Origin of the sequence: Bacillus salacetis, from assembly GCF_049177075.1 — a bacterium.
Lineage (GTDB): Bacteria > Bacillota > Bacilli > Bacillales > Bacillaceae_B > Rossellomorea > Rossellomorea salacetis_A.
Genome location: NZ_CP185377.1, coordinates 2,257,209 through 2,271,750, shown reverse-complemented (window position 1 = coordinate 2,271,750; position 14,542 = coordinate 2,257,209). Strand labels below are relative to the sequence as shown.

General features: G+C 38.9%; 19 protein-coding genes. 14 read left to right on the top strand and 5 right to left on the bottom strand.

Annotated features, from left to right (window positions below; translation table 11 throughout):
- The first annotated feature begins 87 nt into the window (after window positions 1-87).
- The 3 genes from ACOJQI_RS11790 to ACOJQI_RS11780 all read left to right on the top strand — a co-directional run bounded on the left by ACOJQI_RS11790 (window position 88) and on the right by ACOJQI_RS11780 (window position 2,529).
- Complete coding sequence (locus ACOJQI_RS11790) at window positions 88-270, top strand: hypothetical protein (RefSeq protein ID WP_421377964.1); 183 nt, start codon at window positions 88-90, stop codon at window positions 268-270.
- Between the two features lie 77 nt (window positions 271-347).
- Window positions 348-1,259 carry a DNA helicase gene (locus ACOJQI_RS11785; protein WP_421377962.1) on the top strand — a complete coding sequence of 304 codons (912 nt, stop codon included), beginning with the start codon at window positions 348-350 and terminating at the stop codon, window positions 1,257-1,259.
- Window positions 1,207-2,529 carry a replicative DNA helicase gene (locus ACOJQI_RS11780; protein WP_421377960.1) on the top strand — a complete coding sequence of 441 codons (1,323 nt, stop codon included), beginning with the start codon at window positions 1,207-1,209 and terminating at the stop codon, window positions 2,527-2,529. The genes ACOJQI_RS11785 and ACOJQI_RS11780 overlap by 53 nt, the downstream gene beginning before the upstream one ends.
- A 130-nt stretch (window positions 2,530-2,659) precedes the next feature.
- On the opposite strand, the gene ACOJQI_RS11775 is transcribed toward ACOJQI_RS11780, so the two are convergent.
- Together ACOJQI_RS11775 and ACOJQI_RS11770 are read right to left on the bottom strand one after the other, a co-directional pair.
- On the bottom strand, window positions 2,660-2,929 hold the full coding sequence (locus ACOJQI_RS11775; protein WP_421377958.1) for a helix-turn-helix domain-containing protein: 270 nt from the start codon (window positions 2,927-2,929) through the stop codon (window positions 2,660-2,662).
- A gap of 160 nt (window positions 2,930-3,089) precedes the next feature.
- Window positions 3,090-3,566, bottom strand: a complete 477-nt coding sequence (locus tag ACOJQI_RS11770; RefSeq protein WP_421377956.1) for a competence protein ComK — start codon at window positions 3,564-3,566, stop codon at window positions 3,090-3,092.
- 445 nt (window positions 3,567-4,011) lie between these two features.
- Between ACOJQI_RS11770 and ACOJQI_RS11765 the strand changes: the two genes are divergently transcribed.
- Window positions 4,012-4,170 (top strand): hypothetical protein, encoded by a 159-nt coding sequence (locus ACOJQI_RS11765; RefSeq protein WP_421377954.1) that lies wholly within the window; start codon window positions 4,012-4,014, stop codon window positions 4,168-4,170.
- 46 nt (window positions 4,171-4,216) lie between these two features.
- Here ACOJQI_RS11765 and ACOJQI_RS11760 read toward each other — a convergent pair whose 3' ends face one another.
- Window positions 4,217-4,582, bottom strand: a complete 366-nt coding sequence (locus tag ACOJQI_RS11760) for a hypothetical protein (protein WP_421377952.1) — start codon at window positions 4,580-4,582, stop codon at window positions 4,217-4,219.
- An 807-nt stretch (window positions 4,583-5,389) separates the two neighbouring features.
- Between ACOJQI_RS11760 and ACOJQI_RS11755 the strand changes: the two genes are divergently transcribed.
- The 8 genes from ACOJQI_RS11755 to ACOJQI_RS11720 all read left to right on the top strand — a co-directional run bounded on the left by ACOJQI_RS11755 (window position 5,390) and on the right by ACOJQI_RS11720 (window position 9,727).
- A complete protein-coding gene (locus tag ACOJQI_RS11755) occupies window positions 5,390-5,644 on the top strand; it encodes a hypothetical protein (protein WP_421377950.1) in 255 nt (84 codons plus the stop codon).
- Between the two features lie 171 nt (window positions 5,645-5,815).
- Window positions 5,816-6,151: a hypothetical protein gene (locus tag ACOJQI_RS11750; RefSeq protein WP_421377948.1), complete on the top strand. Its 336-nt coding sequence runs from the start codon at window positions 5,816-5,818 to the stop codon at window positions 6,149-6,151.
- Window positions 6,152-6,216: 65 nt separating this feature from the next.
- Complete coding sequence (locus ACOJQI_RS11745) at window positions 6,217-6,591, top strand: peptidylprolyl isomerase (protein ID WP_421377946.1); 375 nt, start codon at window positions 6,217-6,219, stop codon at window positions 6,589-6,591.
- Between the two features lie 137 nt (window positions 6,592-6,728).
- The gene (locus tag ACOJQI_RS11740; RefSeq protein WP_421377944.1) at window positions 6,729-7,169 is read left to right on the top strand and encodes a DUF4871 domain-containing protein; all 441 of its coding nucleotides are present in this window, start codon (window positions 6,729-6,731) and stop codon (window positions 7,167-7,169) included.
- Window positions 7,170-7,739: 570 nt separating this feature from the next.
- Window positions 7,740-7,928 (top strand): hypothetical protein, encoded by a 189-nt coding sequence (locus tag ACOJQI_RS11735; RefSeq protein WP_421377942.1) that lies wholly within the window; start codon window positions 7,740-7,742, stop codon window positions 7,926-7,928.
- Between the two features lie 156 nt (window positions 7,929-8,084).
- Window positions 8,085-8,636 carry a GNAT family N-acetyltransferase gene (locus ACOJQI_RS11730; RefSeq protein ID WP_421377940.1) on the top strand — a complete coding sequence of 184 codons (552 nt, stop codon included), beginning with the start codon at window positions 8,085-8,087 and terminating at the stop codon, window positions 8,634-8,636.
- Window positions 8,637-8,760: 124 nt separating this feature from the next.
- The gene (locus ACOJQI_RS11725; RefSeq protein ID WP_421377937.1) at window positions 8,761-9,117 is read left to right on the top strand and encodes a hypothetical protein; all 357 of its coding nucleotides are present in this window, start codon (window positions 8,761-8,763) and stop codon (window positions 9,115-9,117) included.
- A gap of 100 nt (window positions 9,118-9,217) precedes the next feature.
- Complete coding sequence (locus ACOJQI_RS11720) at window positions 9,218-9,727, top strand: GNAT family N-acetyltransferase (protein ID WP_421377935.1); 510 nt, start codon at window positions 9,218-9,220, stop codon at window positions 9,725-9,727.
- Window positions 9,728-10,043: 316 nt separating this feature from the next.
- On the opposite strand, the gene ACOJQI_RS11715 is transcribed toward ACOJQI_RS11720, so the two are convergent.
- Together ACOJQI_RS11715 and ACOJQI_RS11710 are read right to left on the bottom strand one after the other, a co-directional pair.
- Window positions 10,044-11,315: an FtsW/RodA/SpoVE family cell cycle protein gene (locus tag ACOJQI_RS11715; RefSeq protein ID WP_421377933.1), complete on the bottom strand. Its 1,272-nt coding sequence runs from the start codon at window positions 11,313-11,315 to the stop codon at window positions 10,044-10,046.
- Window positions 11,306-11,650 carry a PadR family transcriptional regulator gene (locus ACOJQI_RS11710; RefSeq protein ID WP_421377931.1) on the bottom strand — a complete coding sequence of 115 codons (345 nt, stop codon included), beginning with the start codon at window positions 11,648-11,650 and terminating at the stop codon, window positions 11,306-11,308. Before ACOJQI_RS11710 ends, ACOJQI_RS11715 begins: the two co-directional genes overlap by 10 nt.
- A 248-nt stretch (window positions 11,651-11,898) precedes the next feature.
- On the opposite strand from ACOJQI_RS11710, the gene ACOJQI_RS11705 reads away from it, so the two are divergent.
- Together ACOJQI_RS11705 and ACOJQI_RS11700 are read left to right on the top strand one after the other, a co-directional pair.
- On the top strand, window positions 11,899-13,575 hold the full coding sequence (locus ACOJQI_RS11705) for a hypothetical protein (RefSeq protein WP_421377929.1): 1,677 nt from the start codon (window positions 11,899-11,901) through the stop codon (window positions 13,573-13,575).
- A 247-nt stretch (window positions 13,576-13,822) separates the two neighbouring features.
- Entirely contained in the window at window positions 13,823-14,266 is a 444-nt protein-coding gene (locus ACOJQI_RS11700; protein WP_421377927.1) for a GNAT family N-acetyltransferase, read from the top strand.
- The last annotated feature ends 276 nt before the right edge of the window (window positions 14,267-14,542 follow it).

Below are 14,542 nucleotides of genomic sequence, written 5' to 3'. Positions count from 1 at the left end.
AGGGACAACCTCAGTTCCACAGAGACTTCATATTAAAAGGAAAAAACCTCCTATTGAGTTGAATTCCTAGAATAGGAGATTTTTTCTGTGCGTTGTAAAAAATTTATCTTTGAAGACAACCATTTTGAACAGGAACTCCAAAGCCAAGGATTGTGGCAATTCTTGCTTTGGAAACAAAAGAAAGTAAAAGACTTGACTCTAATTCTTTTATATCAATTTCATGAAGTAACAATTGCTGACATCCATCCAGGAAGTCAGCATTTTTTATGAAAATCTTTAAAAGGGGTGTCTTTATTACACAAAACCTCCTATATACAAACTAGAAACGTATATAGGGAGGAATAGAAATGACAGTAATGACAGGCTGGATTCCATTCAAGCGCAAGAACATCGAAAGTGAGATTTGGAGTGAACCATTTACGTTGAGGCTCTTTATTTTGCTGTGCTGCAGGGCTGTTGTGAAGGAATATGTATTGGTAAATGAAGTGAAGGTGCAGAAGGGGCAGTATTTGCGATCATTCTCATTGCTAGCCGAGGATATGATGTATGTCCAAAATGGCAATATGAAGATTCCTGCCAAGAGTACGATTAAGCGGAGTGTGGACCGCCTTGTGAAGTTTGGTTACATAACGACAGAGGAAACCCGTTTGGGAACATTGTTTACGATATTGGATGCTGATGATGAGCACCAGGACTTTTTTTGCGATGAAAACGGCGCTACGGGTGAAATACTTCCTGAAAACAGAGAAAAAACGGCTGAGCTACAACAAGAAGAACTTAAAAAAGAAAAGAAAGATAAAAAAGATCTTAAAGAGATTGTTAAAGAACCTAAAAAAGACTACTCAGGAAAAACAGTAGAAAAAGAGAGCAGCAAGAGTGAAGTGGTAACCAGGAAGTTTATTAGTCTTCGTAATTCAGGATTCCGTATTTCAGCTAAAGAGCAGTGTGCGATTGAGAGGGTATGCGAAGGGAACGTTGATTCTCAGCAGTTGGTGAAGTGGATGGAGGAGGTACATGCTGCTTATAAAAAGAGGAACAGGCATGGCAGCATAAAATCTTTTCTTTACTACGAAAAAGCTTTGATGCAAAAGATGAAAAATGTTAAGCAGTCCTCCAACATACCTGCTGCTGTCAGTGTCCTCCTGAATGAAACCAATGACCTTCTTTCACAAATGGAAGAGTGGAAAAGAGAGGGGGAGAAGCGCCTTGCTAAAGGATCAGACTGGAAACCTATATTTTCAAAGACCGTATGTGGATGAGGAACTTTCCCGTCAACAGGAGCTCTATGAAGCGGAAAGTATGTTGCTTGGGGCTGTTTTTCTGGAGCCGACTGCCATCAATGACATTATTCTGAAACCTGAATATTTTTCACAGGTGAGAAACAGAATTATTTTTAAAGCAATGAAGAGTTTGCAAAAGGATGGGGTGGAGATCAACCCAGTTACCATTGTGGACCGGCTCGGTGATCAGATAGAAAATGTCGGCAGTGTTTCGTATATCACCGATATTGCCTGCTGCTGCCCATCCATCAGCGGCCTCGATGATTATCAGAAGATCGTACTGGAACGGTATAGAATCCGAACTCTGCAGGAGTCGGCCTCCCACTTCCTGAATGATCCCTCCATCGTTAAGGCAGAAGCTTTTTATCAAATGTTTGTAGATACTCAGGAGATTGTATTGCAGCAGCATGAAGCCAAAGGAGACCCGCTGTTTGAGATTGTCGAGTCATTTTACTCCGAGCCGGAACATCACGGAGTTCCTTCCGGATTTCAGCGTCTTGACAACATGACTGGAGGGTTTAAACCGGGGGAATTGATCATAGCTGCTGGAAGGCCGTCTATGGGTAAAACAGCCTTGGTGCTCAACATGGCTTACAATGCGGCGCTAAATGGCGCGGTCGTTGACTTCTTTTCACTGGAAATGAGTGAGAAGCAGCTGTATCAACGATTGCTCAGCAGAATGGCTCAGATAAATGCACTGAAGTGGCAGAATCCAAAAAAGTTCTGTACCGAGGAGGAACAAAAACGAGCGAATGAAGCACTGGATATCTGCTTTAATCTCCCATTGCAAATCCATGATAAGGGAAGGCAAACCCTTGATTCCATTAGAGCAAGAATTCAAAAGACGCGGAGGGAAAACGAGAGTGCTCCCTATCTTGTCGTCATTGATTATCTTCAACTGATTCCCGTCGAAGGAAAATTCGAACGCCATGATCTAGCAATCGGCGCAATCACCAGGGAATTGAAACAAATGGCAAAGCAATACCAGGTTCCAATCATCCTGCTTTCCCAGCTTTCAAGAGCGGTGGAACAGCGAGGGGATAAGCGGCCGATGATGTCCGATCTGAGGGATTCAGGCAGCATCGAACAGGATGCGGATATTGTCATGCTTTTGTACCGTGACGAGTACTACAACCGAAAAACAGAGGAACGGACAACGGAGGTCAACCTGGCCAAGCATCGTAATGGTCCGGTAGGGTTGGTGAAGTTGAATTTTATTAAGGAATACAGTTGGTTTTGCTCGATTTAGGATTTTAGATAAGTTGAAGGAGTGAAGGGGGATTAAGTTCAAGGTGAGTGTATATATTGTTTGCTTGTCTCTGTTTCTGAGCCGGACCTGTGCTGAGAAAGGAAAAAGGGGGGCATTCCCCCCTGAATCCTTATGTTCGTGACTTTACATCTTCTTTATAAAGGGAAAAGATTTCTTCCTCAATCTCTTTTGTTAGGAGACTGGGACTCTTGTTAAGTCCTGCGGCAATTTTAAAGAAAATATGCTGACTCATCATAGACTTTCCTAACTCTATCTTATTTAGATGCGTATGATGAAAACCTGCACGGTGTGCAAGTTCCTCCGAAGTGATGCCCATGTGTTTACGGTGAGCTCTGATTATTCTTCCCATATTAATTTTAAATAGCTCTTCTATTTCCATCTCTCCAACCCTTTTTCCTCTATTATTAAAGTGAGAGAAAAAAGGTTACACAGACTATAGAGTGTGAAAAGGTAATAAAAGTAAAATAATGTTGTATATTAAAAGTTTTTTTATAAAAACAGCTTTTAAGCAGTTGAAAAACTATGATTCTCTTTGAATCTCACACACTGTCGGCAAAATACATCATGGAGAAATAAGCAGTCCTCTGCATCTGCTTCTTAAGGACAGCGGATGATTCACTCATATATATTGTTTTACCGTTCTTAAGTGTGACTAGAGATTGTATGGTCATATCTTCTGACTTTGCTGGTGAAATGGATTTTATGTGAGCGGGAAACAGCCAGCTGCATTCGAATGCATCAGGGGAAAGGGACGGGAAGGCGAAGATGTTTTGCTTCGGGTTGATGGGGATCGGCACTTTCCGTTGATAGCCTGTATAATATTTGACGGATTCCAGTCTGCCTTCATAGCTGGAATACCCTTGCAAACAGCCTTCTTTGATGAGAGTGAGCGGAGACTTGGTTACATAGAACATGGTGTCAATTTCAATGACTAGAGTAAGAGAGTCTGGATGTTTGACAGGAACAAGGGCGGCAGTACGTTTGGAAATGGTGTAGCTCGACAAAATTTCTTTCATGAAACACTCTCCTTGAATGGTTTGACAGGTGGTAGTACTTAAGTCCTGTATTTTTGTATTCCAATTAATTCCATTTAATTATTGTCGATAATTTTTGTAAAATACACAGACTATAGGCTGTGTTTCTGAAAAATCAGACAATTTTTTATTATAATCGACAAAAACCTCACTTATCAGAGGGAAAACCTGGTTGGTGAGAGGGAGAAAGCATAAAATGCAAGGTGATTCGCGGTCATTTCACATAGCTTTTTGTATCGCCTTTTTTTGGGAAGCATCAATAGGTTCCTGTAAGGAGTGTTCCATTAAAGGGAGAGGTTTATTGAATAGCCGAAACTTTCTTAATTGGGTATCCGTCTAATAACTAAATCGATATCGTAAGTAATTCGGTGAACTAAGAATATAAATTTCCAAAGCACAGTGATCAACCAAAGAAGGGGAGGACTCTATGACTTTTTGGACTTGGCTTGCAATAGCTATTGTTGTGATTGGTGGTGCAATTGCTGCTAATGCTGGAAAGAAAAAGACTGAAAGAAAGTATATTATTGCATTAGTGTGGTTTATAGTAGCAGTAATTTTCTTTTTTATTTGGTGGTTTGCACGATAATTTAGAACAAAAGGGGCAGTACCTGTAGAACTGCAAATCGGTCTAGTTATTGCCCTTCTTTGTTTGGGTTAATTGAATAAATAAGATGGCCTTTTTCAAAGCATTTAGTGAGGAGCCTTCGTCTAAAGGTGGGATATGAGAAAGGGGATAGTATTTTTAACACATTAACAGCCAGACTTGCTGCTGTGGTCCTGTTGGTTTTTGTCATTGAATTTATTGTGTTTTTGGTATCTTTATTTTCTAACAATGGCTTCGGAGCAATTGTGAATTTTATTCGGTTTGCTCCTATAACTGCGATTATAGGTTTGGGAGCTGGTTTGTTAGGGGCTAAAAGAGAAACAGGCTTAGGTAAAAGAGTGTCAATAATCACCTTGATTACAAGTATCATTTTTATAGTTTTTTCATTGTTCATTTTGTTCAGTTATTCATTTGGGGGATAAAAGGAAGGCTCATCCTCCAAAGGGTAAGTAAACTGAACGGGGTTACAAAGGGACTTTTGAAAAACAGTAACTTATGTCCAATGAGGAGGACTGCTGATGAATGTTGTGTTTCTATTATCAATTTTATTTGTATCAGGATGTGCTATTGTTGCAACCATCTTTTTAGCTAATAAAGCATTGAATAACTTTTTGAGAAATAACAAGGGTCTTCATCAAAACTCCAATATAGTTCTATGCCCACAATGCGGTAATAAGAATAAACGTCAAGTTAACGGACAGCAATGTAGAAAGTGTTATATATCATTTTAACCCAAGGGGCCTGATCCCCGACATGTTAATGCGTTAACGTACTGGGGGTCAGGCCATGTTTTCACATGCCAGGTGATTAGCTGTCATTTTCCAATAGCTTTTTGTATCGCCTTTTTTATTATGCACCAATAGTTCCATTAAAGGTTTAATGGAATAACCCCAATCTGTTTCAATAGGGTAGTTTAAATTCATTGAAACTATTTATTCGTCAAACCGTAAGTGAATTTTAAGGAGGTTAGATTATCAAAAATATTATCTTTATAATGATTGCAGCATCGTTTCTTCTGATAGGCTGCAACAGTAACGCCAATGAAGCTAGTTTAACTCCTTACAATAACAGCCAGCTTGCAAGTGATTTAGAAGAAGAGAGAGGTCTCCAACCTAAATTACCGACTGAATTTCCGATAGCTATCACCAAATATGAGATATTTGAACAGCCTCACGAGTCGTCTAGACACGAGGTGAGACTAATGGGTGAAAATGGAGAAATATTCACTCTGCTCATCCATACAGCTCCAGTGATTTACAACGACGGAGCGTTACAAAACCAAAAAGAAGTTACCATAAACGGAAACGAAGGCTTCTACGCTGAAAACGATGTAACTGGTCCATCTATCCATTGGACAGATGGGGATTATCATTACGTTGTTGATTACCAATCGATTGAATTAGAAACAGAAGTTAACAAAGATACAATGATGGCGATAGCGGAATCATTTGAATAGAGTGAATCTAAGAGGTCAACTAGGTTGTTGACCTTTTAATTCTTAGGGGGATATTTGTTAACACTCTTCCGTTAAAGGGAGGGGCAATAACTGAAGGTCAGCTATTTGATCCAGCTATTGCCTTTCTTTACTTGTTGGGCAGAATACTTCAAGAGCTAAAGGGGGAAAGCGATGATTTTTATACAAATCGGTACAACTCTAATTTTCATAATACTCATTACACTGATCGTTTGGAGAGCTTATAAGAAGCTAAATGCAAAGGATAAAGTAACTTTTAAAAGAGAGTTACTATTTGATGGAACAGGCATGCTATTTGTGGGTCCTACATTATTAGTTATATCAGTTATTTTTCAAAATCAAATTCTTATGAATTTAAGTATAATCCTGATACTTATAGGCTGGCTTTATCAAGGTCTTTTAAGATGGAAAGAAAACAGAACCAGAAGTATTCTTTTATTTATTTTAGTCCTGATAGCAGTTTATATATCTTTTATTCTATTGAACTAACAGGACCTTGACTGAACAAGCAGCCGTCTTCTGTTCAAGTGAAAATAAAGGCAGAAGGGGCGACAATGGTGATTAGGAAATTCGCAACAATAATGATAATGATATCGGTTTTAACAGCTTGTACCTCATCAACATTGAGTTTTAGTGAAATTGAAAATGTACCAAGTTCTGTGCAAGACAGAGTGTACTCAAATTTAAAACTTCAAATGATTGAAGATGGAGAGAAGGGTTTTTATATCATTTTTCAATCTGGTGGAGTTGTGGAAACCGATGTAAAAACAGAGGGAGATACAGTAACTGTCATACTCGATACACCTAGTTCTCAAAAGGATGTCAAAAAACAAAATACATATTATTTAACCACAGATCCAATACACAAGGAAATAAGTGTCCTGGTGAATGGGGAACCAGTGCCATTTGATAGCATCACAGGTTTGTAAGAAGAATTTTCTAGTGCAGAACAGGTCTAGCCCTTCTTTAATTATTCGGAGGTTACCGGAATTGTAAGAAACCTAATTATATGGAGTTTCGTCTAATTCTAAATGACTGCTAAATACGGGTTTAGAGGGGGATATGAATGAAAAAAACTTCTGTTCATTCGTTGCTTCTGGTTCTGGCTTTAGTTTTTATGACAGGTTGTGCTACCGAGAAATGGGAAGAAAGCGGTATCTTTGAATCAGGAAACTTCAAAATGATTGGAGTTGAAGATAAGCTGGGATTTATTTATGATGGTTCTGAAGTGACTCGATTCTATCCTGCTAAAGAAAACAAGTATATGTGGCATTTATGGGGGAATTCAGAACAGTTAAAGGGAGATTTGAAAGTTACTGCTACTCATAATAAATCTAATGAAGAGGTTACCGTTATAGAAGGATTACCATTAGCAGGAGCTCACAATGGGGCTGATGCCCATACTCCTTCAACGATGTCTTTACCTAAAAGCGGGATGTGGAAATTGGATGCTTACGTTAATGACCAACTACACGGTTCGATATTTGTAAGAGTTTATGAAGAGTAAAATTCTTCTTCCCACTATTGAAATTATAGGGGCCGATTTTTAACATGAAGCATTGTAAGCAGTTAGGGGATGTGTACTATTGAAAGGTAAAATCACAATTGTTATTTTTATAGCGATATTGTTGTACGGGTGTGCCAAAGAAACTTCTTTTAATTTCCCTCAAAATCTGGATGTTCCGGATAAAGGTAAATATACTGTTTTCTATATCGACGATAAAAAAAAATAGATGAGGAAATTTTTCCTGAATTTCTTAAACCAGAACTTGAACCCCCTCATAATATGCAAACTCTGTACCCTTATGAAATAGAAGAATTTAACCAACTATATGACAACATGAAAATACAGGATTCACCTTACTACATCTTTTTGGATTCTGAAGAAAAAATATTTAAAACGGTCCATATAGATGAAGCTACTAAATTCTTCAACGAGAAGATCTTAAAATAGTTTTCCCAATTGAGAATTTTGATGGTTAATGCAAAGCCCTAGTCTATCTCGAGTAATAGCCTGCATAATGTATATGGATATTTATGGTATAATTCTATAGAGAAATAGATAAGGAGGATTATAATGAACAACAATAAGTTAACTGGAGTCACCTTGGTTTTAACAGGTTTAATACTTTTAATGTTATCTATTACTTTGCAATCACAAACTTCTTTTTGGGGAGTTTTACTGGCAGCAAGTATTGTTTTAAATATTTCAGGTGCATCCCTTCTTTTCAAGTTCATAAGGGATTCTGCTAAGACAACGAACTAAGTACAAAGTGACCAACAAAAAGGTCACTTTGTTTTTTTAAAATGAGGAATTCAAGCAAAAACAGGAGAAAAAAGAGAAAAGGAGATTTGATCATCTTCTTTTAACGGAGCAGGTTAAATGGTATACGACGGTAAAAAAATGTAAAGGGTGTTTTTAATGAGCGAGCAAAAATTTTTCCCTGACTTAGAGACTAGCAGATTAAAATTAAGAAATGTCAACGAGGCTGATACTGAGTTTATCTTTAAGCTTTTCAGTAATGAAAAGGTATGTGAATTTCTATATGATGAAGAGATATTTACTGAAAAAGAGGATGCAAGTGAATTTATTGGGTGGAATACAAATCCAGAAGAGAAGGGATATAATAGGTGGGTTATTGAGAAAAAAGACAGCAATGAAAAGATTGGTACCTGTGGATTTGATTTATGGGACAGGACCAATAATATAGCTGAAATAGGATACGATTTATTGCATGAATTTTGGGGATACGGATATATGAAAGAAGCATTGATTGCAGCAATTGAGAGTGGGTTTAGTAATATGAAACTAAATAGGATAAATGCATATGTAGCTTTAGAAAACAAAAAGTCATTAAATACATTAGAAAGCCTAGGTTTCAAAAATGAAGGGATTTATCGAGACAAACATTTGTTTAGAGGGAAATACTATGATCATTATTCGTATTCATTACTAAATAATGAATGGAAATAAGCCTTCAATTATAGGGGGTGATAGCTGAAGAAGCAGCGGCCATTTGTTCAAGTAAAGTGGTGACTGCTAAACAAAGTGTCGTCGCTTGGCTGCTTCTGGAACATTAATATGAAGGAGTAGAATTATGAAAAAGATTTTTTTTGGAACTTTGATGTTATTAATTTTATCAATGCTATTAGCGTGCACAAATGAAAAAGACAATTTCGCTAGAGTTCACCCGAATCTTTTACCCAGCGAAGGTCACCAGTATTCTCTACATGCTGTTGGGAAAGAAATTTCCATTGACTTACTACAGGAGAACAACATAACCAATGTTGGACCTATTACAAATACATCCACAGTTGAGTCATTGAATGAGCAGTATCCAAAACTAGAATTAAAAAAAGAACCAGCATTTATTGTATTTGATGAAAATGGTTTGGTTTTAATAACTTATAATTATGAAGAAATGATTGAATATCTACAGAATCCAGATAAATGATTCTAATTTTCAACAATCGTAGTCGTTTGCTGAAGAGGCCAAAGGAGCAGTTTAGTGAAGAACTACTTATTTATATATAGTAGGAAGGCTGGAATAAACCATGGTGAAAAAAGAAGCACCGGAAATTCAAACAGAACGATTGATTTTACGTCCGAGAGCGGAAAAAGACATTCCCAATATGCTTAAAATGTTTAACAATGATGAAGTAAGAGAATTTCTTGGAAAGAATCCGCCTCGTGATGAACAGTCAATGTTAGAAATGGTTAGGAACCGTAATGAAACAAAATGGACGGTCGCATTAAAAGACACGGATGAATTCATCGGTGATGTAATGATTCCAGAAATAGCAGAAAGTTATCTTGGCGAAATTGGTTATCGCTTCATGAGGGAGCATTGGGGAGGCGGTTATGCGTATGAAGCGGTTTCCGCGGTCATTGAGCATTCTAAAAGCACATTAAATCTTAAACGCCTATCTGCTACCATAGATGATAAAAATATGAAGTCAAAAAAGTTAATTGAAAAACTCGGATTTACCTTGGTAGCGGTGTTGCCTGAATCGAATTTAAGAGGCAGAGTTGCCGATATAGCCTACTATTCTCGTATACTATAAGCATCCTTTATCAGTGGCGTTTGCTGAAAAGCATCCTCCCTCTATTCAAGTAAAGAAGCAGACTAGTTGAAGATGTAATGACATTACTACTATAAATTTGAATTTGTGAGGAGGACAAGCAGTGCCAATCAAGAAAGCAGTAGAAATTATAGAAGCTAATCTAGGGGAAGCTGATTTTGTGGCTCTGGAAGATTAATTGCTGCAATGATGGACATTTGCATATCAACGTAAAGGGCAATTCCATTAAAAAATCTCAGACTGAGAAATAGTCTGAGATTTTTAGTAATGGCATCTTGCAGCACTTCATAGATTGCTTCTAATTACTTTGCGGATCGTGAGTCAAGGAAACGGACTCCTTTGTTTTTCGCCTTCTATATACGCTTAGAATCAGTCCTGCAGATATCATCTCCAGCAATATATGGGAACCTCCATAACTCATGAACGGGACGGAAACCCCAGTAAGTGGAGATAAACCTAGATTCGTCAGTAGGCTTAGTATGAACTGAGCTGATAAGACTGCTGCCAATCCAGTAAGAAGCAATTTTCCATGAGGTGAATTCACACTTTTGGCGGTAATCGATATTCTATAGATAAAAAATACAACCAGTGATAAAGCCGTGATTGCCGCTAACCACCCAAACGAATAGATGATGAATGCCAAGATGAAATCTGTATGGACCTCGGAAATGATTCCTGGTGTCACCTTAAGGGCACTTCCTATAAAATAAGCCTCTCCTATTTTATGATCTGCATAGGAGCTAACCATGGAATATTTCTGAGAAAAAGCCACCAGATTCCAGAGCGGCCAGATAGAAGCAGCAAGGGTAAACGCTATAGTTTGCTTAAGGCTGGATCTTGACGTATGCATGATTGCTGCGCAGACAATGATGCTCATAATAGTAGCTGTGAAGGCTCCTGTAGTCGACAATAAGACGATAGGTGTTGCCATCAGCCCTGCTCCAAACCAAGACTTTCGATTATCATTCCAATCCCAGGAATGAAAGATTCCTGCAAGAGCAATGACCAGTAGGAATGGAGTGATCTCAGTGAAATTAATAGTGGCAAAACCTACATTTAAAAATGGTACATCATCTACTCTAACTCCAATCAGAACGGTCAATAAGAGTATGAGGATTGTTGCCGCATAGAAGTGCTTGGAGTATTTCATCAATCTTCTGTAATCAAGCATAAATAGGCTCAGCATGAGCACGACACCCAACACGTAGAAGCCAAGACTTTTATTGAAAACTTTCAGTTCTTGGAGCTCTGTAAAAGCTGAATGGAATTGCAAATAATACATAACCAACAGCCCGAATAGAGAAGCTGTCAGCACGGGCAGCAAGGTTTTCACATCCAATGGGGCTTTGTGTGTTTTGTTAAGCTGCTTTCCCAAAACTCCTGCATCTCCCATACGTGCTAATGCTTGATCTATAGCCTCTTCTTCTGAAAGACCTGAATTCATGGCCTCCTCTTTGAGTGTATGAAGGTGATCGTTAATTTCCAGTTCAATATGGGAATGGACATCCTTATTTTTTATCCGTTTACACAACTCTCTAATATACATTTCGAACTTATGATCTATTCCCATACGATTTTCTCCCCGCTTAAAACTTCGTCAACAGCATTCTTGAAGACGGACCACTCTTCTTTTTTTTCTTGAATAAATTCTTTGCCCTGGTTATTAATCTTGTAATATTTCCTCTTTCTCTTTCCGATGCCTTCACCCCAGTAAGATACAATTAATTCTTTTTCCTCAAGGCTGTGAAGGATGGGATAGATTGTGCCTTCTTTAAAACTAAAAATTCCATTAGACCTCGATTCCAGTTCTTTGATAATTTCATAGCCGTACATTGGTTGAGAATCAAGCAAACTTAAAATAAGAGTAGTGGTGCTCCCCTTTAGCAATTCTTTGCTGATCTTCATAAACAGTCCACCTTTCGCATGCATAGTAAATCTATGCATATTTAATATATGTATAATTTATGATATAAATTAATTCCTGTCAATATTTCTAGCAAAAAAAAGGCATGTTTTAAATTAGGTTGTGGACGGACAAGTGAGATTTAAAGAATCAGGTAACACTAGAGCCGATAAAAAAAACAAAATGAAACCATAATCCCCACTCAACCGTATATATCCTATGCAAGATTAATTTGTGGATGGTGAAGCATATGGGAAGCATTATATTATTTTCAATTATCGTCGGCTTGGTGATGGCGGTACTGCTGGTGCCGCTTCAGAGCGGAAAGACCGGAAAAAAGGAGAAACGCTTTAACGCAGGCGGTATGGCAGCGGTGCTGGTCATCACGATTGCAGCAGCGTTCGGTTTATATTATCTAACCAATCTGGACCGCAACTTTTCATCGATGTGGCTGGTGTTGATTTTGGCTTCCGGTGGGGGAGCGTTATTGGCGGTGGGGAAGGAGCGGCTGATCAAGGGGGCTGTGTTTTTAATAGCCCTGCTGGTTGGCGCATACCTGCTGACTGCTTTCCTTTTTAATGCAGATGAGAAGTTCCAGTCTGCTAAAATGGATGTCAAAACCGAGCTTGAGGCATTTGATGAAGGGCAGACACCGGCCAGCGTGCCGCCGAAATTTGCCCGGAATAAAATGAAGAAGGCCTTTGGGCAGGTGCCGGACACAAGTTATTATGAGCTCGGCAACCTGCAGATCCAAAAAGTGAACGGCGACTATGTGTACATTGCGCCAGTGGAATTCTCTGGTTTTTTCAAGTGGGTGAAGGGAGACCAGACACCGGGTTATTTCACCATCAGTGCGACGGATTCATCCGCCAATCCTAAATTTGTGAAGGAAGAAATGACCTACACCCCTTCGTCCTTTTTCAATAAGAATATCGAGCGCCATATCCGAATGAACTTTCCGAAGATGATTTTCAATGGAGATGTACAGCTTGAAGTAGATGAAAACGGTAAGCCGTATTATGTTCGTACCTATGGTGAATTCATCTCGGCGAGGAACGGCTTTGAAGCAAAGGGCATCGTGGTCGTTGATCCGCAAAACGGTAACGTGAAATCCTATAAACTGGCAGATGCCCCGGATTTCATCGATGGGGCTGTATCTCCGGAAACCGTCAGCCTGCAGAACAGCTACTACGGAAACTATGTGCAAGGCTTCTGGAACAGCGTGTTCGGGAAGTCTGAAGTAAAGCTTCCTTCAGATGAAGGGACAGAAGCAAATGTGAGCCCGATCTTCGATGAGAATGGAGATATGTATTACTTTACGGATTTCACTTCGCCAAAAGAAGGAGTGGACAGCATGCTCGGCTACTCCTTGACCAATTCGAGAACGGGTGAGGCAACCTTCTACACTGGCAATCTGGAAAAATCATATATGGACTCACAAGGAAACCTCCAGATCATCGAGAAGAAATTCATTGAGAAAAAATGGAGCGGGGAAATGCCGATCCTGTATAACTTCTACGGTGAAGCGAGCTGGCTGACACCGGTGCTTGATCCAAACGGCTTCCTGCAGAATTATTTCATCGTATCAGCTGCCAACCCGGAAATCTCCGTCTATGCGAACACGCCAAACCAGGCGCTCAAATTGTATAAAACAGCCCTGCAGCGTGGAGTCGGAAGTGTCGACGGCAGCGGCAAGGCAGAAGAAAAGCAGGTAACCGGCAACGTCTTAAGGGTCTATAAAGAAAAAACCGGCGACTACACAACTGTTTACTTCCTGCTGGAAGGCGGAAAAAGCTACACCGTTTCCTCGGAAAACAACCCGATGAGCATCTATCTTAAAGAGAATGACAAGGTAACCGTCACTTATCTCGATACAGGGGAAAGTTCCCTGCCTGTTCGAGAAATAGAGATAGAAGGGCTGCAGTAATAGTAAAGCTGATATCCAGGTTCTTTTAAATATAATCTTATTTACAAACCCTCATTTTTTGCCTTGTTTCCGGAAGGCAGTTTTGAGGGTTTTTCTTTTGCTCAGGGATCCACTGTGCTATCGTTAGCATACAATCTAAACCCAATCCTGTTAGTTCTTTTTAGAAGAGTTAGCTGATATGATTAAGCTTGACCGAACAATATCATCACGCGCTGTTTCTTTTACAAAAAAATAGAGGTGAAACTTAATGAGCTGGAATTTAAAGAAATTCGATGAGCTGACAAATACGGAATTATATAATCTTTTAAAAGAAAGAACCCAGGTTTTTGTGGTTGAACAAAATTGCCCTTACCTCGAAGTGGATGGAAAAGATCCGTTTTCCTATCATCTTTATAAAGAAGACAATGAAGAAATCATTGCTTATTTAAGGATCTTACCAGCAGGTGTTTCGTATCAAGAAGTTTCTATTGGAAGAGTTTTTGTAAAGAAAGAATACAGAGGGCAGGGACTTGCAGAGGAACTTATGAGTAAAGGGCTGGAGTTTATTCAGAAAGAGTTAAATGAAACAACGGTCAAAATTCAAGCACAAGATTATCTGAGGAGATTCTATAATTCTTTTGGCTTTCAGGCCATCTCTGAAACCTATCTAGAAGATAATATCCCTCACGTCGATATGCTGCTGCAAAAATAACATAACTCTGCCCAGTACAAGAATTTTTGGTTTTACCCGCGATCACTTTATTAGTGGTCGTTTTGTATTGGACTCACACATACATACAAGAAAGTAGTTTCCCCGGCCACCCCTTCAATAAAGTTAGTTGGAGGGTGATAGTTTTAAGGCATATTTTTTTTCCGGAACCAAGTACACAGAAAGCTTGAAGGGTTTTCCCAGCTCTAAAGTTTTTTCATTAATATAAGGTGTGTTATTCAATTAAAGGGCCATTTAATGGAACAAGAGTATTGCTCA